The organism is Shewanella carassii, from assembly GCF_002777975.1.
GTDB classification, from domain to species: Bacteria; Pseudomonadota; Gammaproteobacteria; order Enterobacterales; family Shewanellaceae; genus Shewanella; species Shewanella carassii.
This window is the reverse complement of sequence record NZ_NGVS01000023.1, coordinates 48,513-73,998: the sequence shown is the minus strand read 5'-3', so window position 1 is coordinate 73,998 and position 25,486 is coordinate 48,513. Positions and strand designations below refer to the sequence as shown.

General features: G+C 54.9%; 19 protein-coding genes and 1 riboswitch. Of the genes, 6 read left to right on the top strand and 13 right to left on the bottom strand.

The genetic code is table 11. The features are described 5' to 3' along the window. The first annotated feature begins 57 nt into the window (after window positions 1-57). From gap to CBE72_RS11240, 3 genes are all read left to right on the top strand, one after another. Window positions 58-1,068 carry a type I glyceraldehyde-3-phosphate dehydrogenase gene (gene gap / locus CBE72_RS11250; protein WP_100143600.1) on the top strand — a complete coding sequence of 337 codons (1,011 nt, stop codon included), beginning with the start codon at window positions 58-60 and terminating at the stop codon, window positions 1,066-1,068. Between the two features lie 328 nt (window positions 1,069-1,396). Further along, window positions 1,397-2,947, top strand: a complete 1,551-nt coding sequence (locus tag CBE72_RS11245) for a YjjI family glycine radical enzyme (RefSeq protein ID WP_100143599.1) — start codon at window positions 1,397-1,399, stop codon at window positions 2,945-2,947. Window positions 2,948-2,958: 11 nt separating this feature from the next. Next, window positions 2,959-4,029 carry a YjjW family glycine radical enzyme activase gene (locus CBE72_RS11240; protein ID WP_308419589.1) on the top strand — a complete coding sequence of 357 codons (1,071 nt, stop codon included), beginning with the start codon at window positions 2,959-2,961 and terminating at the stop codon, window positions 4,027-4,029. On the opposite strand, the gene CBE72_RS11235 is transcribed toward CBE72_RS11240, so the two are convergent. Continuing rightward, window positions 4,016-4,951, bottom strand: coding sequence for a LysR family transcriptional regulator (locus CBE72_RS11235; protein WP_100143598.1), 936 nt, complete (start codon window positions 4,949-4,951; stop codon window positions 4,016-4,018). The two genes, CBE72_RS11240 and CBE72_RS11235, sit on opposite strands and share 14 nt — an antisense overlap. Window positions 4,952-5,071: 120 nt before the next feature. Then, entirely contained in the window at window positions 5,072-6,385 is a 1,314-nt protein-coding gene (gene pssA, locus CBE72_RS11230; RefSeq protein WP_100143597.1) for a CDP-diacylglycerol--serine O-phosphatidyltransferase, read from the bottom strand. A 348-nt stretch (window positions 6,386-6,733) separates the two neighbouring features. Between pssA and CBE72_RS20235 the strand changes: the two genes are divergently transcribed. Further along, window positions 6,734-6,898, top strand: a complete 165-nt coding sequence (locus CBE72_RS20235) for a hypothetical protein (protein WP_100143596.1) — start codon at window positions 6,734-6,736, stop codon at window positions 6,896-6,898. Window positions 6,899-6,949: 51 nt separating this feature from the next. Then, complete coding sequence (dacB, locus tag CBE72_RS11220; protein WP_100143595.1) at window positions 6,950-8,488, top strand: D-alanyl-D-alanine carboxypeptidase/D-alanyl-D-alanine endopeptidase; 1,539 nt, start codon at window positions 6,950-6,952, stop codon at window positions 8,486-8,488. A gap of 218 nt (window positions 8,489-8,706) precedes the next feature. Here dacB and CBE72_RS11215 read toward each other — a convergent pair whose 3' ends face one another. The 8 genes from CBE72_RS11215 to CBE72_RS11180 all read right to left on the bottom strand — a co-directional run bounded on the left by CBE72_RS11215 (window position 8,707) and on the right by CBE72_RS11180 (window position 18,518). After that, a complete protein-coding gene (locus CBE72_RS11215; protein ID WP_100143594.1) occupies window positions 8,707-9,981 on the bottom strand; it encodes a putative metalloprotease CJM1_0395 family protein in 1,275 nt (424 codons plus the stop codon). A gap of 3 nt (window positions 9,982-9,984) precedes the next feature. After that, a complete protein-coding gene (locus CBE72_RS11210) occupies window positions 9,985-10,239 on the bottom strand; it encodes a chemotaxis protein (protein WP_100143593.1) in 255 nt (84 codons plus the stop codon). 124 nt (window positions 10,240-10,363) lie between these two features. Continuing rightward, window positions 10,364-11,521, bottom strand: a complete 1,158-nt coding sequence (gene thiH, locus CBE72_RS11205) for a 2-iminoacetate synthase ThiH (RefSeq protein ID WP_100143592.1) — start codon at window positions 11,519-11,521, stop codon at window positions 10,364-10,366. After that, window positions 11,514-12,293 (bottom strand): thiazole synthase, encoded by a 780-nt coding sequence (locus CBE72_RS11200; protein ID WP_100143591.1) that lies wholly within the window; start codon window positions 12,291-12,293, stop codon window positions 11,514-11,516. The genes thiH and CBE72_RS11200 overlap by 8 nt, the downstream gene beginning before the upstream one ends. A gap of 1 nt (window position 12,294) precedes the next feature. Continuing rightward, window positions 12,295-12,495, bottom strand: coding sequence for a sulfur carrier protein ThiS (thiS, locus tag CBE72_RS11195; protein ID WP_100143590.1), 201 nt, complete (start codon window positions 12,493-12,495; stop codon window positions 12,295-12,297). Then, window positions 12,485-14,968, bottom strand: coding sequence for a thiamine phosphate synthase (gene thiE / locus CBE72_RS20095; protein WP_229671786.1), 2,484 nt, complete (start codon window positions 14,966-14,968; stop codon window positions 12,485-12,487). The genes thiS and thiE overlap by 11 nt, the downstream gene beginning before the upstream one ends. A 1-nt stretch (window position 14,969) precedes the next feature. Next, window positions 14,970-17,066, bottom strand: coding sequence for a phosphomethylpyrimidine synthase ThiC (thiC, locus tag CBE72_RS11185; RefSeq protein WP_100143589.1), 2,097 nt, complete (start codon window positions 17,064-17,066; stop codon window positions 14,970-14,972). Window positions 17,067-17,294: 228 nt separating this feature from the next. Next, window positions 17,295-17,394: riboswitch (TPP riboswitch) on the bottom strand. 164 nt (window positions 17,395-17,558) lie between these two features. Further along, on the bottom strand, window positions 17,559-18,518 hold the full coding sequence (locus tag CBE72_RS11180) for a hypothetical protein (protein ID WP_100143588.1): 960 nt from the start codon (window positions 18,516-18,518) through the stop codon (window positions 17,559-17,561). 603 nt (window positions 18,519-19,121) lie between these two features. Between CBE72_RS11180 and trhA the strand changes: the two genes are divergently transcribed. Beyond that, a complete protein-coding gene (trhA, locus tag CBE72_RS11175; RefSeq protein ID WP_100143587.1) occupies window positions 19,122-19,802 on the top strand; it encodes a PAQR family membrane homeostasis protein TrhA in 681 nt (226 codons plus the stop codon). Between the two features lie 74 nt (window positions 19,803-19,876). Here trhA and CBE72_RS11170 read toward each other — a convergent pair whose 3' ends face one another. From CBE72_RS11170 to CBE72_RS11160, 3 genes are read right to left on the bottom strand one after another with little or no spacing between them, the layout of a single operon-like run. Then, window positions 19,877-20,527, bottom strand: coding sequence for a tRNA-uridine aminocarboxypropyltransferase (locus CBE72_RS11170; RefSeq protein WP_157929071.1), 651 nt, complete (start codon window positions 20,525-20,527; stop codon window positions 19,877-19,879). 30 nt (window positions 20,528-20,557) lie between these two features. Further along, window positions 20,558-23,776: an error-prone DNA polymerase gene (locus CBE72_RS11165; protein WP_100143586.1), complete on the bottom strand. Its 3,219-nt coding sequence runs from the start codon at window positions 23,774-23,776 to the stop codon at window positions 20,558-20,560. Next, window positions 23,776-25,485, bottom strand: coding sequence for a Y-family DNA polymerase (locus tag CBE72_RS11160; RefSeq protein ID WP_100143585.1), 1,710 nt, complete (start codon window positions 25,483-25,485; stop codon window positions 23,776-23,778). The genes CBE72_RS11165 and CBE72_RS11160 overlap by 1 nt, the downstream gene beginning before the upstream one ends. Window position 25,486: the final 1 nt, after the last annotated feature.

Genomic DNA, 25,486 nt, shown 5'->3' with positions numbered 1-25,486 from the left:
TCATTTTTGTAATTTTACTACCAATTACTGTTTTTACATTCACCAGAGGGATATGAGATGACTATCCGCGTAGCAATTAACGGTTATGGCCGTATCGGACGCAATGTTCTGCGTGCTCTATACGAGAGTGAGAAAGACTATCCAATTCAAATCGTTGCCATCAACGATCTCGGAGATGCTTCCATCAACGCTCACCTGACCAAGTATGACTCTGTTCACGGCCGCTTCAACGCCAAAGTCGAACATGACGACGATGCTATTTATGTCAACGGCGACAAGATCCCGACCTTCCAGGAGCGCGATCCTGCCAAGTTGCCTTGGGCCGATCTGCAGGTAGACGTAGTCTTCGAATGTACCGGTATCTTCACTTCCAAAGAAGCGGTACAACCACACCTGGATGCCGGCGCCAAGAAGGTTATCATCTCAGCTCCCGGCAAGAATGTTGATGCCACTGTGGTATACGGGGTTAACAACCAGGAAATCACCAAAGAGATGACTGTTATCTCCAATGCTTCCTGTACCACTAACTGTCTGGCGCCTGTGGCCAAGCCATTGAACGATGCTATCGGCATTGAATCCGGCCTGATGACCACCATTCACGCCTACACCAATGACCAGCGTCTGTCTGATGTGTATCACAGCGATATGCGTCGTGCCCGTGCGGCGGCTCTGTCGATGATCCCAACCAAAACAGGTGCAGCGGCGGCTGTTGGTTTGGTTGTACCTGAGCTTCAGGGCAAATTCGACGGTCTGGCGGTTCGGGTTCCGACTGTCAACGTGTCTCTGGTTGACCTGTCCTTTATCGCTTCCCGCGACACCACAGTGGAAGAAGTTAACGCCATCATAGAAGCGGCAGCCAAGACTTCCCCGATGAACGAAGTGCTGGCGGTAAACAAGGAGCCTCTGGTTTCCATCGACTTCAACCACAACGCCTTCTCGTCCAACTTCGACGCCACCCAGACTCGCGTCAAGGGACGTCTGGTGAAAGTCATGGCCTGGTACGACAACGAGTGGGGTTTCAGCAACCGTATGCTGGACAACGCCGTTGCCTTGATGACAGCCAAGTAATCCGAGTTCAAAGCCAAACGCCTGCCGAGTGCAGGCGTTTTTTATGTCAGTTACTCTGTCTTGCCAAGGCAGAGGTCTTTCTCAAGCGACCATAGCCCGTTTTTATCCGTCTGCTTTCACTCGATATCTCCCTGCTTCTTCATTGCCCTTGCAATACTTGATGCAAAGCAGCGGATTTCCATTTTCGACAAGCACCATCAAGCACATTTCACTTCCGGAAAATAAAGCCCCTACTTAGACTCAGGTTAAAAGCCGTTTCAATTATTGTGTTTGAAAGCCAATTCGGCCATTGCGCCGGTTAGCGCCTTGCCTTTAGCGGAGTCTCACTATGGACAATCAATTTCTCAGTCTTATTACCGATCCCCTGCTTGACCCCAAGCAAAAGACCCTGGCGCTGGCCGGTGCCGCCGATGCCAGTATTCCCTATCTGCCTCGCAGTGAAGCACTGACCCAAGCCATGGATAAAGGCATTATCTGCGATATGTTTGAGGGTCATGCCCCGTTCAAACCCAGATATGTTTTGCCCGATTACCAACGTTTTCTCGAGCAAGGCTCCGAGTATCTGGAGTTGACACCGGCCGAAGATCTGGATGATGCCCTGATGAAGCTGATGGTGCTGTATCACCATGTGCCGTCAGTCACCAATATCCCGGTGTTTCTCGGCTATCTCGATAGTTTATTGTTGCCTTACTGCCAGGATATCAGTGATGACGCCTTGTATCAGAAACTGAAACGCTTCTGGATCCAGTTGGATCGCACTCTGCCGGACGCCTTTATGCATGCCAACATAGGCCCAGAGGACAACCGTGTCTGCCGCACTATTTTGCGCATTGATGCCGAGCTCAAGCAGGTGGCTCCCAATCTAACCTTTATGTATGACCCCAAGCGCACCCCCAAAGCGCTGCTGCGACTGGCAACAGACAACATCATTGCCTGCAGTAAACCTCACATCGGCAACTGGCCGATTCATGCCCAAACCTTTGCCTGTGCTCCCGGTGAGGCGCCAAATCAAACGTTCGGCATTGTCAGCTGTTATAACGCGCTCCCCACCCGAGGAGGCGCCAATACGCTGGTCAGACTTAACCTCAAGGCCGTCGCCGAAGAAGCCGGTACCCTGGAGGAAATGCTCGAGCGCACCCTGCCCCATTACTGCAACCTGATGTATGAACTGATTGAGCTGCGCTGTGAGTTTTTACACCGCCGGTCCCATTTCTTCGACTCCTTCCTGGTAAAAGAAGGCCTCATTGACGAATCCCGCTTTGCGCCCATGTTCGGCGTCTATGCCATGGCCGAAGCCGTCAATCATCTGCAGCAGCTGGCAGGTATGAGTGGCGAATATGGTCACAGCGAGCAGGCCAATGAGCTCGGTTTAACCATCAGCCGCGCGCTCAGTGATAGAGTGACCACGACCCAAGTCAGTTTCGGCTTTAATGGCCGCGCCTTACTTCATGCCCAGGGGGGACTTTCCATCGACAAAGGCACCACTCCGGGAGTCAGAATAGCCTACGGCCACGAGCCGGACCCTGTCACTCATGTGTTGGCGCTGGCGCCGCAACACGCTTTCTATCCTTCCGGGATCAGCGAGATCCTGACTCTGGATGAAACCATCAAGGCCAATCCTGAAGCCCTGCTTGAGCTGTGTATCGGCGCGCTGGATGCCGGCTTTCGTGAATTTACCGCCAATACCGCCGATACCGATCTGGTGCGCATCACAGGTTATATGGTGAAAAAGTCGCAGATCGCCAGTTACCGGCAACAAGGCTCACGTACCAACACCACCTTCCTGGGCACAGAGGCCAGTGAAACCACGGCCGTGACCCAAAGGGCACCGCGGGTAGTGAGCGCCGAGTTCCATGCCGCCGGCAAGTCCCCAATGTAAGGGCGCAAGTTATGAAGAGTGCAGCCCCGGGAGGGTTTGATAGCCCGTTCAATCATTCTGAGCTTAATCGCTATAAGCTGAATGGGCGTCAGTCGAATAGCCGTGAGTTAAGTAGCGGCGATACCGATGCTTCGGCATTAGCTATGGGCTTCGAGGTTGCCAGTGCCGAAGTCGCCAGGGTGCTGCCCTTCTCGACCGTAGATGGCCCGGGCAATCGCATGGTGTTTTTCCTTCAGGGTTGTAACTTTCGCTGCCCGGGTTGCCATAATCCGGAAACCATCACTCTGTGTGATGCCTGCCAGGAGTGTATTGCGCACTGCCCGGCAGGCGCCTTGAGCCTTAAATCAACTGCGGCTGACACTCAAACAGTTCCAAATAACAAGGCGTCTCTCAGGCTTGCCTGGGATAGTACAAGCTGCATCGGCTGCGACACCTGTCTCGGCGTTTGCCCTTCGAGCAGCCAGCCCAAGACCCAACGCCTGTCAGTCGGAAAAGCGTTGGCGCTGGTTAAAAGGCAGCAAGCTTTTATCCGCGGTATCACCTTGAGTGGTGGAGAGGCCAGCTTGCAACTGAAGTTCGTCAGTAACCTGTTCAAGGCCATTAAACAAAGCCCAGAGCTCAAACACCTGACTTGCCTTTTGGATACCAATGGCAGCCTGGGAGCAAGTGGTTGGCAACGTCTGCTCCCTTGGCTTGATGGCGCCATGGTTGACCTGAAAGCCTGGGATGAGCCGGCTCACCGACGACTGACAGGCCGTGGCAACATCAAGGTCAAGCAGAGCCTGCAACTGCTGGCCGAAGCAGGGAAACTGGCGGAAGTCAGGCTACTGGAAGTACCCGGAAAGAGTGATTATTGGCAGCACTTTGACGCCCTGGCGTCGTTTTTGCTGGACTTGCAACGCCGGCAAGCGCTGAAGGGTGAGCCGATGCGGCTACGCCTAAACGGTTACAATCATCATGGTGTCAAAGGCGAGGCCTTGCGCTGGCCCAAGGCGAGCCAACAGCAGATTAATGATCTGGCCAAGGCGCTCAGCCGTGCCGGCATAGCCAATATCAGTCTGCCACCGGTTAACCTTGGCTGATGAACTGCTTAAAGCCACTGAGCAGGGTCGCTTTTAGCCATTGCAGCGCCGGATCCCGGCTGCCACTTTGATGATGCACCATGCTATAGCCCACCTTGCCATAGGCAAAGGGCAATGGCTTAACCACCATGCCGCTTGCCTGCGCCGCCATTGAAGCCCACAGCGCCGAGCAGGTAAACAGCAAGTCCGAGTGACGACAGATACTGGCGGCGGCGCCGAAGTCGGCGACTTCCATCGCCAGATTCCGCCTGCGGCTCAATTGTGCCAATGACTGCTCGAAAAAGGGTTGCTGCAGATCGGCATCCAAAATGCCCACATGGGCGAAGCTCAGATAGGCATCCAGCGTCAGCTCTTTTGCCGCCAGCGGGTGATCGGCCCGCATCAGGCAACACATCTCGTCCTCTGCCAAACGCTCCCAAATCAGTTCGTTGCGGCCAGTTGGCGGCTGCCCCAAGTCGTGAGGCAGAACCAGCAAGTCCACCCGTCCTTCACACAGGGATTGAAACCCCGTGCTCTCTTTGGCATGCACCGCCAGTGTCATTCCCGGCGCCCGCTGCTGCACGCTGGCGATAGCGCTCGCAAGCAGTTCGAAGCTGCTTTCCCTCAGCGCCAAATTCATCCGCCCTTGAAATCTTTCCGGGCGAAAGCCCTCTTCGGTAAACAGGTTATCCATCTCTCTGAGCATGGCGCTGATAACCGGCCCGAGTCGTTTGGCCTTGGCAGTCGGCAACAGCTGATTCCCCTGACGGTAGAAGAGCTCATCGTCGAGGCAATCCCTGAGCTGGGAGAGTATTTTGCTGACCGCCGAAGGGCTCAAACACAGACGCGTGGCCGCCTGGGTGACGCTTTGCTGTTCCAGCAGTTGTCTGAGCACCAGAAGATGACGGAAATTGATGCGGGATAAGCGGACGATATCACTCATTCTGGCTGTGTTTCACCTTGGCGGGGTTTAACCTTGACGGAATAAGCCAAGGTTAAACCATAACGGAATGAAGTTCTGCAATCATGCTCTCATTCGGCCAAGCGCTTGGGGAAAGCGCTGTCAGAGAATACGCCGCAGCAGAAAGTCGGCCTTGAGCCTGCGAATGCGGTTCATGATTTTCTTTACCGGCTTGGGGTAACTCTGCAAGGTATCTATCTGGCTGTAATGATACAAACGCTGGCTGTGCAGCAGCAGATGTTGCTGCTCTTTGGCAAAATACTCGGCCAGCTCTTGTTTGTCATCATGTAGCAGCAAACCATTTTCCAGATCTAGGGCCCAAGCCCGCGGATTGAGATTGCTGCCGGTGAGCAGGTGTTTGCGACCATCCATGCTCACCCCTTTGAGGTGATAACTGTTGTTGTCATGCTTCCACAGATGGATATTGAGTAGCCCCTGATCCACCGCCCACTGCTGGCGTTTGACAAACTTGCGCAGCGACTGCTCATAGAGATACGGCAAGGCACCTATGGTGGAAAAATCCTGCTCCGGTGGGATATAAAAGTCATTGGCCGTCTTGTCACCCACCAGAATATCCAGACGCTTGCCGTTGCGCAGGTGTTTAACCAGCGCCCGCACCAAAGCATAGGGCGGGTTAAAATAGGGCGTGCAAATAAAAAGCGATTCCTTGGACTCCTCCACCATGGCGAGTACCGCCTTGTTGAGCGGATTGCGCTTGCGTCCAAGGCCCAAAAGCGGCGTGACCCGCAATCCCTCTTCAACGCCCTTGAATTGATAGCTTGCCGCCGACAGTCGCTGTTTAAAGCTTCTGACATCAATTTTTTCCGGCAGCACTTCCTCTTCTTCCGGACAGCTCAGGCAACTGACCGCTTTGTCGCTCAAAATGGCACTGTCAATCATCTCTCGCATGCTGGCAGCCAGCTCGGCCGACTCCAACACATGGTAGCGATCGAAACGGTATCTGTCTTTCTGCTGCAGATAGATATTATTGAGGCTGGCGCCGCTGTATATCACGGCATCATCGACAATAAAGCCCTTGAGGTGCAGTACTCCCATAAACTCGCGGGATTTCACCGGCACACCATAAATGTTGAAGCGCTGCTGCGCTTGCGCCATCACCTGACGGTACATCAGGTTGTTGCCGCCATCGCCCTTATGGCCAATAAGGCCGCGGCGGGCGCGGTGAAAATCGACCAGCACCTTGATTTCGAGTTCGGGTCTGGCAGCCTTGGCCGCCAACAGTTCGGCAAGTATCTCACGCCCGGCTTCATCGTCTTCCAGATAGAGTGCAGCAATATAGATAGCCTCTTTGGCGTTACGGATCCGCTCAATCAAGGTCTGTTTGAAGTTACTTGGGGTCAGCAGCCAGTGCAATGCATCCGGCGCTATGGCAATTCCACCCAGCTTATCCAGCAAGGTATCCTCCTGTCACTGTATGTTCCGGCAATCCACTCGCTCCCTGTGTTTCCCGGCAAAATGTCCTTCCCCTGTGATGGCGCAATCGACAAAGATCCGCTGCGGGGCGAATAAGGCAATAGAAATTACCCACTTGTCCCGGCCCGGGCAAGCCTTTTCTCGCCAACAGCCGCTATTGGTTCACGATTTCGACGCAATTTGTATCAAAATAGATACTGACGACAGCGCGACAAGAGTAAAACCTACCCAGATCACGCTTTTGCAATGGGACTCCTGTTATTACAGGTTTCGCCTTATACACTATTATGCCCCTGAGCCTAGTGCTCAATGAATTCAAACTGGACGACAATGAACAAACAATTCTGGTTAACGCTTATCGGCACCCTGCTCGCGGCCTGGGCTCTGTTTCACTTCAAAACCTATCTCGGCCCTTTAGTACTGCCGCTGTTTATCGGTTTGGTATTGATAGTCACACTGAAACTCTATGCACTGATGGACAAGGACGACAGCTAAGACTCTGCAGGTTATACTCTCAAAAGCATTCACGGAACCGGAGGCTTTTCCATGCCACAGCTGTCCCTGCAGGGCTTGGCACGTCCACTGTTGTTATTGAGCGCCATAGCGCTGTCTTCCCCTTTGAAGGCCGATAATACCTCCCTTGATGATCTTTTGACTCTGATCACTCCGGCCTCATCACAAACCGCCGTCTGGATAGAAGATCTGCAAAGCGGCGAGCTGCTGCTGAGCCACAACAGCGAAACCCTGATGATCCCGGCCAGTACCCAAAAGCTGCTAACCGCGGTAACAGCCACCGAAATGCTGGGAGAAGAGTTTCGTTATCACACCAGCATTCTCAGTACCAATTCGCCCAAAAATGGCGTACTTCAAGGCGATCTCTATCTGCTGTTCAGTGGCGATCCCACCTTAAAGCGCCAGGATTTAATCGAGCTGTTTAAGCGTGTCACCGAAGCGGGTATCAACCAAGTACAGGGTAACCTTATCTTGATAGGTGAAACCCATGAGCAGCTTAGAGCACCCGGTTGGGTATGGGATGACTTGGGGATCTGTTACGCAGCCCCCGTCTCCAGCTATGTGATTAACCAAAACTGTGTTCATGGCAAACTCGAGCCCACACTCGCCTCGGACAAGGCCAAAATTTCCGCGCCGGTTTATCTGCCGGTCAAGCTAACCACCAACGCCATCTTCGACAAGGGCTACAAGCAGAGCTTTTGCGAACTGCAACTCGCTAGATTACCCGGTAACCACTTTCATTTCAGTGGCTGTTTCCCAGGCGCTCAGGTATTACCGCTGGCGCTGGCGGTCAATGACCCCGGCCAATATGCTATCGACACTGTCGCCGGCATCATCAAGGGCAAACTCAGTATCAAAGGCAAGATACTCACCTCCAATCAGCTACCGGCCAGCTCAAGGGTGGTGGCCAGTCATGCCTCGGATACCCTGCCCGAGCTGTTGGAAACCATGCTGCTGGAATCTGACAACCTGATTGCCGACAGCCTGCTTAAACAACTGGGTAAACACTATTATGGTGATGGCGCCAGTTTCAGTGCCGGTGCCAAGGCCATCAGGGAAGTGCTGGCGGAAAAAGGCATAGTGCTGGAAAGAGCTCAACTGATAGACGGTTCAGGCCTATCACGTTACAACCTACTCAATGCCAGGCAGTTGGCGCAGTTGCTGCGTCTGATTGCCGATACCCCAGATTACCAATGGTTGATGCACAAACTGCCGGTTTCCGGCCACAGCGGCACCTTGAAGTACCGTAAGCATTATGCAAACAAACCGCTTAAGGGCAGAGTCTGGGCCAAAACAGGCAGCATGCAGGGTGTGGTGAATCTGGCCGGTTATGTTACCGATGACGGTGACAAGCAAGTGCCCAGATACCTGTTTGTGATACTGGAAAATGGTTTGAGCCCCCAGAGTAAGGAACTTGAAGCCGCACCCTTTGCCACGCTTTTGCTGCAGGGGCTGACAGATTACCGTGCAAACAGCCACGCAGAAGGCCAACTGGCGGCAAAAGAGCAAGATAAGCCCAAACCAACACAGCAGGAAAAAACGCAGACAGAAGTTAATGTCAGCGCCCGTTAGTGAAGCACCTTCAAAACTCTTACCTCCATAAAACGGCAATAAAGCCATAAGAAATGTCCTCCGGCACAGCCGGAGGTTTTTCATATGCGCCTATAAGGCTTTCTTACTAGCAGCGCCCTAACAGGCACATCGCGTTTGACATTTGCATATGACGATTACTTACCGCCCGTAAACGGGCAGCCAGGATATGGGATCGACAATTGCTTGTAGTGGTCAAGTTAAACTGGCCACGGTTTTGTATTCAAGGCAGTTGACTGCTGCGCTATGGCGCCCATCAAACGAGACAGGCCTATGGGGAAGTTTGCAGAGTCGCCAGCCTTGGGATCAAAGGAAGGCGCGGACTTTTCAGCGGCCGGTTCTGCGGCTCCCAACAGGTTTTGACTCAGCTCAGGCTTTGGTGCGGCGGCAAGTCTCTGGGTTCCGGCCTCTTCTCTTGCCTGGTTATATTTACGCATCGCCTCGGCGGCGACCCGGATATCGGCCATGGAGGGATCGACAGGTGCCATCGCCGCCGCATAGACCTGTTTCATTTTCGCCATGGTCGCCAGCGGATCGCCGTTCACTACAGAGACATCAATCTGAACTTCACCTTCCACCGCGTAACGTTTGCCATCGGGTCCTTTCTCGAATTCAAATGCCGGTTGTCCGGCATGGATCCCGCCTACCGCGGCATGAGCCTGTTCATGGGAGCGCACCTGGGTATCGCGCTTCATCAGGGAGTCAATTTCCCGCTCAAGCGCCTGTTGCTCACGACTCTCACGGTTCTGCTGCTGTTTCTGTTGCGCCTCATCCGACTTGGGTTCGGCGGCGCTTGTCTTATTCGGCTCCCCGGCTGACTGGCGAGCCGCACCATCGTCCCCTTCTTTTACTTCGCTGCCAGCCTGGCTCGATGAGCGACTCGAAGAGCTGCCGGAAGTGTTGCCAAAAGCCTGCTCTGCCCCACCCATAGAGTTGACGGAAGTATTTGTGCCATTAAAAGCGGGAACCTCAGGTGCTTCTCCCGCTAAAGCTACTGGTATAGCAGGGCCGCCGGCAATGTCAGCCCCTTGCCCGGAAAAGGCAGATGCTTGAGCCGATATCCCCGCGAGCGGCATCGATGCTTGAACCTCTCCATGCCAATGGCCTGAGCTGGACAAGGCTGCTGCCCCAAGGGCTCCTTTAGTCAAACTGACTAGTGCTTCCCGCGGCGGCTTTACAGTTTGTGGCTCTGAATGTTGCGCAGCTGAACCTTGGTGCAAACTTGAATTGACCTGGCTTGGATTAACTGAACTTGTATTGACTGGGCTTTGATTTCCCGAGCTCGGGTTTAATGGGCTTGGCTTTACACCATTGACCTGAGAGGGATTTTGACTGGCGGAGATTTTACCGACAGGGTGGGCGCTGATAGGCGATTGGTTTATGGAGCTGCCACTGCTTAAGTTGGCAATTGACGAGCTTGGCCGCCGGGACACGGCTGTTGCCGTCAGCCCCGCGCCGACCAGCGCGCCAACCATATATTACACCTCGATATCTATGATACTGCCCAAGGTGTCAGATGCGCGTTCAATCACCTCTACTGAAGCTTGCCCCTGGGCCTTGGATTCCAATACCGATACCAGTGCCGAGGTTTTGTCTGCTTCATCAACCGGGCGGGCCGAATCGGCCTGCTGCGCAGGTGCCGGACGAGCGATATCCACTGTTGCCTGAGTCAGGCCGGACTGGGCGCTTTGCAGCCCTTGAACTCCCGCCGAAAAAGCCGATGGAATTTGCATGATTGCCCCTTGTCTGTATTGGACTGTGGATTGTCGTTCTGTGGCTAAAATCAGTTGCTACCACTTTAGCCACAACCCTGAACAATTATTGGCCAATTCAGTGCAAATGTACAGCCCGAAAGGTTTATGTCCCTTGATGGGTTACCGCAAAGGAGGCGCCTGCGAGCCAACCCGCGTCCCAATCTTTCCACACAGGTTGCATGCCTTGTGCTCGAATGGCGCTGACCACCTCAGGGACTGTGCGCTCATCACTTATCTGGAACTGATCCAGCTGCAACTTGGGATTGCTGTAACCACCTGGCTCTGTTGAGCTGGCAGCACTCACATGGGTGATCCCAAGAGGCAATAGATTGTCCCTGAGTGAGGCGCTCTCCCGGGTAGAGAGACTCAACTCCAGCGCCGGGCTGAACAAGCGCATGGCGCAGATTAGCTGCACCAATCCGGCATCATCCAGAGTCACAGCCGGCGTTACCCCACCAACGCACGGCCTGAGCCTTGGCAGCGACACGCTGAAGCGGCTACGCCAGTACTTTTGCTGCAGATGGTCCAGATGTAATCCCATCAGTGCCGAGTCCAGGCGCCAATCATCCAGCCCGAGCAAAACCCCCAGGCCTATCTTGTCGACCCCGGCCCTGGCGGCCCTGTCCGGTGTATTAAGCCTGAAACCAAAGTCCTTTTTATTGCCTCTGAGATGATGGCGGTCATAGGTGGCGGGCTGATAGGTTTCCTGATATACCATCACGGCATCCAGTCCCTCATCAACCAGGCGCCGATAGCCCGCTTCGGCGAGGGGCTGCACTTCAATCGCCAGATAGCTGAAGTCCTGCTTGAGCCTCAAAAGCGCCTTGGCAAAATAATCCAGCCCTACCTTGGTTTCATGTTCGCCGGAAACCAGCAATACAGAATCAAAGCCGCGCTGCTTGAGAATGGCAATTTCAACATCCAGTTCAGCCTGGCTTAGGGTCTTGCGGCGAATTTTATTGCTCATGCTGAAACCGCAGTAGTCGCAATCATTGGCGCACAGATTGGAAACATAGAGCGGCGCATAGAGACCTATGTTGGCGCCGAACTTCTTGCGGGTGAGTGCAGCAGAGAGCTGCGCCATAGGCTCGAGAAACTCCCGGGCCGCCGGTGACAAGAGAATGGGCAAGGCCGAGGGATTGTGCGCTATCGTCTCGGGCCGCGCCAGACAGCGCTCAACCTCGGCGGCGCTGACACTGGCAATAGCAAGGCGCAGTAGATCTCTGTCGATAGCGGTAAAACGCTCAAGAAAATCAGCCATGGTTGTCTCCCAGATTGAGAAACCCGGTCAGCGGACTGGTGTTTTGAGCCCGATTACTGATGGCCCCGAGTCCGGCAAGATAGGCCGCTCGCCCGGCGCGCACCGCATCCTTGAAGCAGCCCGCCATGGTCACGGGATCCGAACTGGAGGCGATGGCAGTATTGACCAGCACGGCATCGGCGCCCAACTCCATCGCCCGCATCGCCTGTGACGGCGCGCCGATCCCGGCATCCACCACCACAGGCACATTAGCCTGCTCTATGATGATCTTCAAAAAGGGTTCTGTGGCCAGCCCCTGATTGGAACCTATGGGACTACCAAGCGGCATCACGGCAGCGCAGCCTACCTCTTCGAGGCGCAAGCACAACACGGGATCGGCATGCACATAAGGCAGTACGGTAAAGCCATCGCTGCACAAGACCCGGGCCGCTTCCAGTGTTTCTACCGGATCCGGCAATAGATAACGGGGATCCGGGTGGATCTCCAGCTTCAATAGTTGAGTGCCCAGCATCTCCCGCGCCAGCTCGGCGGCAAAAATCGCCTCCCTGGCATTGCGGGCCCCGGCAGTATTGGGCAGCAGCTGCACGCCGCGCTCTTTGAGCGGTGCCAGCAATTCATCACTGCCCTGGTTAAAATCGAGCCGCTTCATCGCCACAGTAACCAACTCGGCGCCGCTGGCCACGAGCGAGCGTTGCATCAGCTCTGCCGAAGCAAACTTGCCGGTACCGCCAAACAGCCTGGATTGAAATTCAAACTCGCCAATTTGCAACATATCAACCTCCGGCAACGGCGGAAAACAGCTCGAGGCTGTCTCCGCTTTGACATTCAAGCTCTGGCCACTGAGATCTGGGCACTACGGCGCCATTGCGCACCAGCGCCACGCTGCCAGGCGCTATCTCACACCACTCGAGCAGCTGTAACAGCGTCATAGCTTCAGGCAACTCTTTGACTTGATTGTTTATCTTAATTTGCATCGCAATTCTCCTCACGGCTAAGCTCAGAGTGCCCTTTCATAAATTTGGCTTCGGTTTGAAGTTCAGCCTTAGTGTGGGTTTGACAGCAAAGACAAGCTGGGTCGGCGCAAAGCGCAGCCTCACGTACGCTTAACGTTCGGCAATCCAAGCTGATGAGCCGCCCCAGGGTGCTGCGCTCTCCAAGCAGGGTATTGATGGCGGCCAGCGACTGCATCGCCGCCAGGGTTTGCACCGCAGGACCCAGAACCCCCATGTCGCGGCAGCGCCCCGAGCCTGTGCTGTCTCGCGGGAACAGGCATTCGTAACAGCCCGCCTCAGGGTTAAGCCAAGGGGCGGTATGACACAATAGGCCGGAATCGGCGCTGATCGCCGCCGCAATCAGCTCTTTGCCCAGCTTCACACAGGCTTGATTAAGGTTATGACGGCAAAGGAAATTATCGCTGGCATCCAATACCAGTGACGCCTCACGAATAAGCTCCGCGCTCTTGGGGCCAAACAGCTTGGGCTCAATCTCAATCAGGCAGTTTGGATAATCGCGCCCCAGCTTTTCCTTGGCCACGTCGACCTTCAAACGGCCGATATCCTGCTCGTTGTAGAGCAGTTGCCTCGGCAGATTACCCAACTCGACAATATCGGGATCGATAAGAATGAGACGCCCTACTCCGGCGGCGGCCAAAGAGCGCGCCAGATGATGGCCAAGGCCTCCGAGCCCCACTATGGCGACCGTCTTGGCCCGTAAGGCGAGCTGCCCCGCTTCTGAGACTCTGGGCAGCAGCAACTGGCTACCGTAACGGATAAAGTCGCGGTCGCTCAGACCGGCATTTTGTTGAGCATGGCTAATCCCACTTGCAATAGCGGCTGCTTGCCCTATCCAGCTTTGTGTCAGGCGCCTGAAGGCCGTTACCGGCTCGGCGGCCTCGGTAATGGCCCGCACCACGGCGACATTGGCCACTCCGGTATGTTTGACGGCATCGAGGTTATGCTCGTCAATGCCGCCAATGGCGACTGTCGGCAGCAAGGAGCCGAAAGTTTCGCTGTAGGCAGCAAGACGCGTCAGTCCCTGGGGCTGAGATGGCATCACTTTGGTCTTGGTGGCAAAGATATGCCCGAGGGCCAGATAACTGGGCCTGTGGCGCAATGCAAGCAGCGCCTCGAAATAACCATGACTGGATAACCCCAGCGCCAGACCGGCCCCTTGGATGGCCTCAAGGGATGCCTGGCTGAGATCCTCCTGGCCCAAGTGCACACCAAAGGCACCGTGGGCAATGGCCTGTTGCCAGTGATCATTGATAAAGACCCGCGCCTGGTATTGGCGCCCGAGCGCGATGGCGCGAATAATCGCCTGCTCGGCGCTCGAGCCGGGCAGCACTTCCTCCTTGAGACGCAATTGAATAGTGCGGCAACCTGCCTTGAGTAAGGCTTCCAGCAATTCGACATCAGCCACGACCGGGTAGATACCCAAATTATGGGGCAGTGTTTTGAAGCCTTCAGCACTAACGCCTTTAGCACTAACACCATCAGCATTGATTGGCGCTGCAAGCCAAGGGGCGCCAAGCACCTGGGTTGGGTTGGCCCAGGGATAATCCTCCAGCGGCCAGATGACAGGCATTAGCTCGGCGGCCAGACAAGCCCCGGGGCGACCTAAGGGCCCGGGACCACTGCCTACCCGATAACTCTGCGCCAAAGCGCCATTGATATAGGCCTTGGCCAGAATTAGGGCATCGGGCAAGATCCAGTCGTGGGCCAAAAATGCCGCTATGGCACTGGATAGCGTGCAACCGCTGCCATGGTTGTTGCTGGATGCTTGTCTTGGGCTCGCCAACACAAACCCCTGCCGTTGATGTAACCCGGAGCTGTGAGGCAAGTCTTTAACAAGCAATAAGTCTTCTGCCAGGCCGCGCGCGATCCCCGCCTCGAAATCCCCGCCCTTGGCCAAGAGATGGCAAGGCAGTTCGTTTGCCAGGCAAGTTGCCGCATCTTGCCAGGACGGAAAGTCATGAATATCGCTGCGACTCAGCAACGCCAGCTCGTGAATATTGGGGGTCAGCACAGTGGCGAGCGCCGCCAGCGGCCGGTAATCCAGCCGCGCTGCGCCCGTTGCAGTACTCTTTGAGAGTGCATCGCCGCAACTGGCCACCATGACAGGGTCGACTACCAAAGGAACATCAGGTAGGTGCCGAGCCAACCAGTCACAAAGCAGCTGCAACTGTGCTTGATTGGCGAGCAAGCCGATTTTTATCGCCTTGGGCGGCAAGTCACCGAGCAGAGCATTGAGCTGCGCCAGCAACATCTCCTCGCTCACCGCCTCGGTTAGCGTCACTGCCACACTGCTTTGGGCGGTCAAAGTGGTGATAACAGAGCAGCCATGGCAGCCAAGATTACTGAAGGTGGCCAGATCGGCCTGGATACCGGCGCCGCCGCCACTGTCTGAGCCGGCTATGCTCCAGACTATCGGCCTTTTATCAGCCGCCATTTCAGGCTTCCTCTTCATAGCGTGTAGCCTCTGGCTTGGACTTAGGCTTTGGGTTGGGATTGGACTCGGACTTTTCGCCTACTGTTGCCGGTTGATACAGGGCGCTGCCAGCGGCCTTGAACTGCGCCGACATCCGCGCCATCCCTGCCTCGGCATCCAGTACTTCCAGCGGCTGTGCCGTCAATTCTTCTGCCTGCACAGGCTCGGTTTGGCGCTCTGCCGCGTCTGGCCCTGACGAATCCCCCGAAGCTAGCTGAGATGCAGATAAGGACGCAGCCAGAGACGCTGCATAGTCGCGTACATCCTGGGTGATTTTCATCGAGCAGAACTTGGGGCCGCACATGGAGCAAAAATGCGCCACCTTGGCAAACTCCTGAGGCAGGGATTCATCGTGGAACGCCCGGGCGGTATCGGGATCCAACCCCAGGTTGTATTGATCTTCCCAGCGAAACTCGAATCTGGCCTTTGACAACGCATTGTCGCGCAACTGGGCACCTGGATGTCCTTTGGCGACATCGGCGGCATGCGCCGCAATTTTGTATGCAATAAGCCCTTGTTTAACGTCTTCCTTGTTAGGCAACCCCAGATGCTCCTTGGGGGTCACATAACAGAGCATGGCACAGCCGTACCAGGCAATCATCGCCGCGCCTATGCCAGAGGTGAAATGATCATAGCCGGGCGCAATATCCGTGGTCTGGGGCCCCAAGGTGTAGAAAGGCGCCTCATCACAGTACTCAAGCTGCTTGTCCATATTCTCCTTGATCAGCTGCATAGGAATATGGCCCGGCCCTTCGATTATGGTCTGCACATCGTATTCCCAGGCGATTTTCACCAGCTCACCCAAGGTTTCCAGCTCGGCAAACTGAGCCTCGTCGTTGGCATCGGCAATCGAGCCGGGGCGCATGCCGTCACCGAGCGACAGTGACACATCATAGGCGGCGCAAAGCTCACAGATGTCGCGGAAATGGCTGTAGAGGAAGTTTTCCTTATGATGGCTCAGGCACCACTTGGCCATAATGGAGCCGCCGCGGGATACCATGCCGGTCACCCGATTGGCCGTCATGGGCACATAGCGTAGCAAGACCCCGGCATGAATGGTGAAGTAATCCACCCCTTGTTCGGCCTGCTCTATCAGGGTGTCGCGAAACACTTCCCAGCTGAGATCTTCGGCAATGCCGTTGACCTTTTCCAGCGCCTGATAGATGGGCACGGTACCTATGGGCACCGGCGAGTTGCGCACTATCCATTCGCGGGTTTCGTGGATATAACGGCCGGTGGACAGATCCATTACCGTATCGGCGCCCCAACGGGTGGCCCACACCAGTTTTTCCACCTCTTCCTCGATGGAAGAGGTCACCGCCGAATTACCGATATTGGCGTTAACCTTCACCAAAAAGTTGCGGCCGATGATCATAGGCTCAGCTTCCGGGTGGTTGATGTTGGCGGGAATGATGGCGCGGCCACGGGCCACTTCGCTGCGGACAAACTCAGGGGTTATCGGCGTGGCAACTATAGCGCCAAAGGCTTCTCCTTTGGCCTTGCGGGCCAGCTGCGGATCTTTGGCAAGCGCTTCGTTGGCCCGGGCCATATTTTCACGAATGGCGATATATTCCATTTCAGGAGTGATAATGCCGGCGCGGGCGTAATGCAATTGGGTCACCCGCTTACCCGGCTTGGCCCGGCGCGGTTTGGGCAAAGCGTCGAATCTCAAATGATCCAGCCCTTCATCCGCCAGCCGCTGCTGGGTAAAACTGGAGCTGACCGAAGTCAGCTCTTGCGTATCATCACGCTCTAAGATCCAGCCCTGGCGCAGTTTATCCAGGCCCTGGCGCACATTGATAGCCGCGTTGGGATCTGAGTAAGGGCCGGCACAATCATAAACACGTACAGCGGGATTGGGTTCAAATTGCGCGCTGCCATCTTGGGTTGGTATTCGGGTGTCTGTCTGCCTGATTTGGCGCATGGCAACCTGAATATCGGCCCGGGAACCCTGAACAAACAGCTTCTGTGAATTGGGATGCAACAAGGGTTTAAGGTTATCGATAAAAGCCTGGGCGGCCTCACGGGTTTGACGACGATTGGATTGACGATTTGACATAAGCAAGCTCACTCTTTTGGAAAATGAAATTGCTTGTCAGGAGAGTTGAATAATAAGCGGCGCGAGCTGACTGGTTAAACTCCTTGATTTGGAGTCCTCATCCGGCGGTGTTGGCAGACTGACCTCGTGGTTTCAGGTCAGTTCAATGTCCGCTTGAGAAGCCAGATATCGCCTCGGCTCTTTAAAGCCTTTGGCATAGATTTTTGCTCGCAGTGGCTGCGGTAATGCTGCAGCTGAATGCTTGTTTCCTTCGCAGGTGCTAGCCTGATCAGGTTCAACGGATCCCGAATAAACGGTCTCAGCCCAGAGGGCACTCCGACAAGATTGCTGCCGAGTATAAGCACAAGCCGAAGCGGGAAACAAGCCCAATGGCAAAACTTGCCGCAGGATTAAACCCATTAAAATCACAAGTTAATTGTTTGAAGTTAATAAAAATATTTACAGCAATTTGGAAATCAACCTATTTCCAATCAAATAAATTGATTGCAAAACTCACTTACCAAGCCGCTTTAGACGGCTGGCTACCGCCTCCTTGAGTGCTTTTTCCATCTCTGTCTGACCGCACTTAAATGGAAACCCCAAATTTTCGGCGTAGGGATTGAGCGGAGTCGGCACCTTGACGACCCGATAGCAGGTATCACCATCCTTGACGATACGGTTGGGGTCGAGCGGCAGATCAAGACTGGCCACTTTATTGAAATCATCGGCGTCATTGACCCAAAGCTCCTCCATCTCCCCATCCATTTCACTGAGGCTCTTGCGTCCCGTGGCCTTATCCGCATATTGCTGTGATAGCTGCTGCAGCGCCTGCTGTTGAGAGTGTTGCAATACTTTTCGGGCAGACTTTAATGCGCTTGAACTGAAGTCAAGCTGAGCTTGCTCTGCCGGCTGCGGTTTAAAGTCATTTGTTCGCTCTGGCGCAGATACGGCTGCATTTTTCGTTTCTTCAATGACTCTACCAATAGACTTAACGCTTTGAGCCCGAGTCTTGGGGATGCTTTGCTCATTCTGGTCTTGAACCCTGTCTTGCCAAGTGTTTTGCCCAGCTTCTTGAACAGTTTCTTGCACAGCCACTTGTTCAGTCTCTTGCAGCGGCTCTTTGGCAGCCTGCTTTTGTGGCTCAGTGTTTTGTTGCTCGGTTTTTTGTGGCTCAGAACGCTTGCTTGAGTCAGCTTTTTTAACCTCTATCGCTTCCTTGGACTGGATTATTGCTTCTTCGGCCAAGGCTTCCGGCACTGGCGTTAACGGTTTGGGGCTGGGCTGACTGAAATAAAGATAGGATTGCAACGCCTTGGGTTTGGCAGGCTCAGTCACCACTCTTCGCCATTCGGCCTGCTGCCAAAACCAGGATAACCCCAGCAATAGCACTAAGTGCGCGGCTCCCGCCACGGTCCAACTACTGAAGGCGTTGCCCTTTGCCTCAGCATCCCCCTGCTCTGCTTTTTTAGTCATGCCAACTCGCGCCAGGCATTGGGGTTGAACCCCAAGCTGTTGACTAAAAGGCGATTGGGCAAAGAGAGGGGCAATCGAATGTGTGTGAAAATGGCTTGGTTGGCAGGAGCAAGTGTTAAGGATTTCATCCAGATCAAGCTCAAAGGCAGCATCCCTACCCGGAATGCTGAAGCTCAAGCTTGCCATTGTCGCCGGGCTTTCGTCTCGGCTGGCAATCAATTTATCTGAATGTGGAGGCATAAGCCGCTGATTTATCCTTCACCAAATGTAAACTCAGTGTTAGAGAAAACCCTCGGTAAAAAGTTCATTCCCTTGTTTGAAAAGCAATTTACGCTACAAACTCAAATCGACGGCTTCAAACAAAACAGGTAAAACCTTTGTCGAATAAGGCTGACGGGATCCTCTGAACACAATAACTGTAAAAAGCGACTTGGAAGCCGAGCAACGAGTTGTTAAGGTGCAGCATTAGACGTTTGCAAAAATGCAGACGATACGGTTTAAAGAACAAATCAATCTCAGCGAACAGCTGTACACTTTTATCTGGCCATGGCGCTACGGCGCTGTTAGACTCACTTTCAATGAGGTCGAACCAGAGAGTCAATCATGCCCAACAGCAAAACCCCAGCAGCCGAAGCCCAGTTCAATGGCCAGTTTTCCGCTGGATACAGTCTGAATGAAGAGATAGCCAATACCGTCAGCCATGGTTTGGGGGTGATTGCCGGCATTCTGGGATTAGTGCTGATGTTGCTCAAGGGCTGGCATTCGCTGGACGCCATTCAGTTAACAGGTGTAACCATCTATGGCAGCAGTATTATCCTGCTGTTTCTCTGCTCGACGCTGTATCACAGCATTCCTCAGCCAGTGTGGAAACGGCGCCTCAAGATGCTGGATCACTGCGCCATCTATCTGTTAATCGCCGGAACCTATACCCCGCTGATGTTAATTACTTTGGCCGATGCCCAGGAAGAATGGGTGCTGATAGCCATCTGGTTATTGGCACTGGGGGGAATAGTGTTCAAGAGCTGCTTTATTCACAGATTCAAGGCGCTGAGCCTGATGCTGTATTTGGCCATGGGCTGGCTCTGCGTCGCCGTGTTGCCTGAGCTTATCGATAACCTGTCAACTGCCGGGTTCAACTTGCTGTTGGCCGGGGGGCTGAGCTACAGCTTGGGGGTGATCTTCTACGCCACCAAGGCGATCCCTTTCAATCATGCCATCTGGCATCTGTTTGTATTGGGCGGCGCCGTTTGCCATTTCCTGTGTGTTTATCTGACGGTGATCTAACGCAGGCGAATAGGCTTAACTCAGCGCCGCCCTAGAGAGACGGCTTCCGGCTTGCTGTGCCAACTCTAGCGCAGCTAGGCCGGCCCTCTTATCTCAGCCTGCCATTGATTAAATTCACTGAGTAACCGCCTGGCGGCGATACTATAGTCTCCACCCAAGTCTTGCCAAACAGCCGCAATACATTCCAAGGTACATAACCCGCCCTGGCGCTGATTGCGCCGTAAGCGAAACGCCGAGCCCTGCTCTGCTTGCAGTTCAACTCTGGCAAGCGACTGCAGATAGGGGCTTTGGCGATACATCTTGCCGGCCTCCTGCCAGGTTGCATCGAGTATGACCAGCGAATTTAGCGGCTTCCCTAATTTCAGAGCAGCTTTCAGAGCAGTTTTCTGAACGGCTTCCTGAGGCAATGTTGCGCCCTGAGCGGGGCTTGGGTTTAGCTTTGAACTTGGGTCTGGAGTTGGGTTTGGGTCTTGGTTTTGGCTTAAGTTTGGGCTTTCATTTGCAGCTCGAGTTCGCGAAATACTTTCTTCGGAAGTACTTTCTTCGGTTTGCGGATAGAGTAAGGCGGTTTGCCCCAAAGACAAATGTTCCATTAACCAAGCATCCGGGGCTTTACGCGCCCACAGTACCCGCTTACACAGAGTCGGATAAGCATTAAGCGCCAGGGTGGCTGTATTACTGGCTCGATTCAGCTCTCTTTCATGGGTCAGCAGTATTATTTTCACAGGCAACAGCAGCTTAAAATGGGTTATCGGCTAATGGAAATCCCGCGAGTGTACCACCAGCGCGTGCATACTGCCCGAGATATCCTCCAGCCGACCGGCCAGCAGATGTAATACGCCGGACGAAAATTCCACGACCCCACTCACCTTGAGGATCCTGGCGCTCAAATAAGCCTGTCTCTGGGCTCTGGCCGTATCACTCCACACCACCAGATTAACATTGCCGGTTTCATCTTCGAGGGTGATGAAGGTGATTCCACTGGCGGTGCCAGGCCTTTGCCTGCCGACCACCAGCCCCGCCACAGTCACATTCTGGCCATGACGGCACTGCCACAAAGAGGCGGCGCTGTGACACTTGCCGAGTAACCCCTGCTCTCTGAGCAGTGCCAGAGGATGGCGCCCCAGAGTTAGCCCGGTACAGGCGTAGTCAGCCAGCAAGGCATCAACTTCGGTGACCTCTGGCAAGGCACTTTCAAGGCGAAAATCGGCCTCGTCCGGCAGCTCAAACAAGGGCAAACTCTGCTGACGGGCGGCCAACTGCCACCTGATCTGATGGCGATCGCCCCCCAGGGTAGCAAAGGCATTGGCGCTGGCCAGCGCCTCCTGCTCACGCCTTGGCAGTGCCAGAGCCGCCAACTGCGACAAGTGAGTAAAGCCCTCGCCCCGACCCGCGACTATCTTGGCGGCGCTGTGCTCGGATAATCCCTTGACCAACCTGAACCCGAGGCGCAGTACCAAGGAGCCATCGGTTTGTCGCTCCAGTGTGCTGTGCCACTGGCTGAGGTTGATGCAAACCGGCAACACCTGGCCGCCATGATGACGAAGATCCTGAATAAGCTGTGACGGGCTGTAAAAGCCCATGGGTTGACTGTTGAGCAAGGCGCAGCAAAACGCCACCGGGTAATAGTGTTTGAGAAAGGCCGAAACATAGGCCAGGAGCGCAAAGCTGGCCGAATGAGACTCGGGAAACCCATATTCGCCGAAGCCGCGGATCTGGCTGAATATCTGCCTGGCAAAGGTGTCACTGTAGCCTCGGGCCGTCATCCCCTGAAGCAGCTTGTGTTCAAATTGTTCCAGCTCGCCACTGCGTTTCCAACTAGCCATGGCGCGGCGGAGCTGATCGGCTTCCCCGCCACTGAAACCGGCGGCGACCATGGCCAATTGGATCACCTGCTCCTGAAAAATGGGCACCCCCAGAGTGCGTGACAATACATTTTCCACTTCGGCCGAAGGAAAAGTGACCGACTCGATTTTATCGCGGCGACGCAGAAAGGGATGCACCATGTCTCCTTGAATTGGACCCGGGCGCACTATGGCTATCTGTATTACCAGATCGTAATAACAGGCGGGTTTGAGCCTGGGCAGCATGCTGGTCTGGGCTCGCGACTCCACCTGAAACACCCCCATACTGTCGCCCTGCTGCAACATACGATAGACAGCCGGATCTTCCCAACGAATATCCGACATAGCAAAGGGATGAATGTGGCGGGAGATCAACTCGAAACATTTGCGGATCGCCGTCAGCATTCCCAACGCCAACACATCAACCTTTAACAGCCCCAGGCTCTCGAGATCATCCTTGTCCCATTGGATCACTGTGCGCTTGGCCATGGCGGCATTCTCTACCGGCACCAGCTCGGCCAATGGCCCGGCCGAAATCACAAAGCCGCCGACATGTTGCGACAAGTGCCTTGGAAAACCCATCAGGGTCTCCACCAGCGGCAGCAGCCACTGCCCCAAACCTTGTTGTGGCAACAGCTTGCCTTGTTGCAACTGCTGCTGCCAAGGCACTTGCGGATCGCGGCGATCGACAGCGCCTATCAGCTCATCGAGCCGTTGCTCGCTGAGCCCCAGAGCCTTACCAACATCTTTCATGGCACTCTTGAAACGATAAGTGATCACACTGGCGGCCAGGGCTGCACGCTCACGACCATATTTTTGGTAGATATACTGGATCACCTCTTCGCGGCGTTCATGTTCAAAATCGACATCGATATCCGGCGGCTCATGGCGCTCCTTGGAAATAAAACGCTCAAACAGCATGTTGACCTTGGTGGGATCCACCTCGGTGATCCCGAGGCAATAACAGACCACAGAGTTGGCGGCCGAACCTCGTCCCTGATGCAGTATCCCTTGCCTGGCGGCAAAACAGACCAGATCATAAATAGTCAGGAAAAAGTATTCGTAATTAAGCTCGGCAATCAGCTTGAGCTCGCGCCGATACTGAGTCTGTACTTCAGGTGGAACCGCCTCGCCAAAACGCCTGCGGGCGCCCTTTTCCACCTCTTGTGCCAGATATTCACTGGCACTTAGGCCGCTTGGCACCAACTCGGCCGGGTACTCATACTTGAGTTCATCCAGACTGAAATGACACCGGGACGCCAGCTCACAACTCCTTGCCAACCAGGCTTGAGGGTGACGCCTGGCCATAGCTGTTATCGGCTTAAGCGCCATCTCGGCATTACCCGATAACAGCTCGCCGGCCATGGGCACGGCGCAGCCATGACGGATACAGCTGAGCACATCGTGCAACCTTTGCCGCTCGGCAAGATGCATCTGCACATTACCGGCGGCGACACAGGGGAGGGAAAAACAACTCGACAGCGCCTCACAGGCCTCGAGATACCAGGCCTCTCCGGGTTGCAGTTGCCGCTCCATCAAGAGATAAAGCGGCAGTGAAAACGCGGCTTTAACCCGTGCCGTCAGGGTATTCAACTGTGTCAGACTGCGCTGCTGCAGCTGCGTCAGCCAAGGGGTTTGCTGACTTGGGCTTTGGTTGCCTATTCCCTGGTTTGTAGAGTTCTGATGATCGACATTCTGCTGACCAAGACTCTGGTGCTCAGTGCTTTGCAAGTCGGCTTGCGCCAACAACTCGCTCACAGATGGTGGCCGCCACAGGCAAAAGCAGCCGCGGTCAATGGCCGCAAAATCATCCAGGGTTAACCGATACTTGCCCTTATCGGCCCGGCGCCGCCCTTTAGTTATCAGAGTGCTGATAAGACCATAGCCCCGGCGATTTTTTGCCAGCAGCACCAGGCAACCTTCCGGCAGGTGGAATTCGGCGCCGACAATCAGCTTGATACCGCTTTTTTTGGCGGCCTCATGCGCCTTGACCACACCCGCCAGAGAGCACTCATCGGTAATGGCGATGGCCTCATAGCCCAGTTTGGCAGCCTGCTGCACCAACTCATCCGGGTGGGAAGCCCCGCGCAAAAAACTGTAATTGGAAATAGCATGCAATTCGGCGTACATCAGCTGAACCAAGCATGGAGAAAGAGCCCATTAGCGGTGCGGAACAGCCAACACAGACCGCCGCTCTCCTTATGATGGGCAAGAAAATAATCCCGGCAGGGAAAAGACCCTGAATGCCAGGGGCTCTGTAACCTTTCCGGCCCCCTAAGCAGCTCCACGGCTTCAGGAGCAATGGCTTGCGGCTCTTGCAGCAGCCAAAGAGGCCGCAGCGCCAGCGACGGCTGAACGGGCGGCCTTGCCGGTGGCGGCCAGCGAGTCAGGGGAGCCGCCGTACTGGCCAGTTCAGGCATGGGATCGGCCGCCAACACCAAAGAGCGCACCTTATGGTTACCTAACCTGGCCTGTAATCTGGCGAGTAATTGATTGGCATCCTGCTGCTGCCCTTCTCTGGACTCGGTCAACTCTCGACTGCCCTGCTGCTGCGACCCAAACTGCTTGGCTCGCAGCTCAATATCGACGACCGGGCTCGGCAGTTGCAATCCTTCCAGCTGTAAGCGGCAGAGCTGAGATAGTCCCTGCAGTTGATATTCTCCGAAGGGATAGTTGAGTGTCAGTTGCAGCGCCGGGGTCTCTGGCTCGCGAAACTTCAGCCACAGCTCCAACTGTTGCACCGCCAACTGCCTGATCCGCAAATAGGTTGCCAATTCCCCCAGCAGCTTTTGCAATGGAAACAGCAATCCCTGAACCCACTCAACATCATGCAGCAAGGTCAACCTGGCCTGAAACTGTTCGGGTAACTCATATCCCTTGCGGCAACAGGGCAAACGCCCCTGGATTTGTGCCAGCAGCTGCAGCAAACCTTGACCAAAGCGTCGCCCCAACTCGGCAAGGGGTAAGGCATCAAGCATGGCTAGAGTCGTCAGCCCAAGCGCGCCGAGCCGTTGCCGCTCCTCTTGGGTTAATGGCAGCAAATCCAGTGGTAAATCTGGCGGTAAGTCGTGATGCACCTTGAGGCGCCCGGCTTTTTCATCTGTGGGCGTGCTCATGAAGGCAGCTGATACCGCGCTGATGCTGGCGTGAGTATGCCGCGCCAATATCGCCGCATCCAGCGGTCTGTGTGCCAGCACCAATGAACATTCCAGACCATAGGCGGCGACTTTGTTGAGATAAGCCTCGACAATGGCGCTCAAACTGCCAAACAGTTTAACCATGGACCCCACTTCCAGCAGCAGGGTATCTGTAGGCCAGCGCGCATCGGCCGCACTTTGAGCCGCTTGTTCAGTAAGTCCGGATAACAACGGCGGCCAGACTCTGGCGCTGAAATCATAGCTCCACTGACATAACCAATCCCGCAACGCCTCGCTGTCCACCTCCTGCAGTGGCCAGAGTTGCAACTCTCCGAGCAGCGACTGAGCGCTGCCGATACTCATCCCAGCTGTAACGCCTTTTGCTTGAGCGGCGGGACAGGCCGAATGTATAACCAGCTTCCGGCTGTCATACAAGGCCATGGGGACTTGGGGATCAAAAGGCTCTGACGCCGCAGCGGTTGGCACTGCTTTTGGTTGATTTTGGGTTTGGGGCTGAGTTTGAACGCGTGTTTGAACCTGAGCCGCACCTCTGCCTGTCATACTTCCAGTCATAGTACCTGTCACAGTGTCGGTCATAGTACCGGTAATAGTGCCCGCCATATTGCCCAGCATAGCCAGGCGATAACGCTGATATTGCAGCAATAGCTGTGGAAACCAGACTCCCATCCATACCTGGGGCATC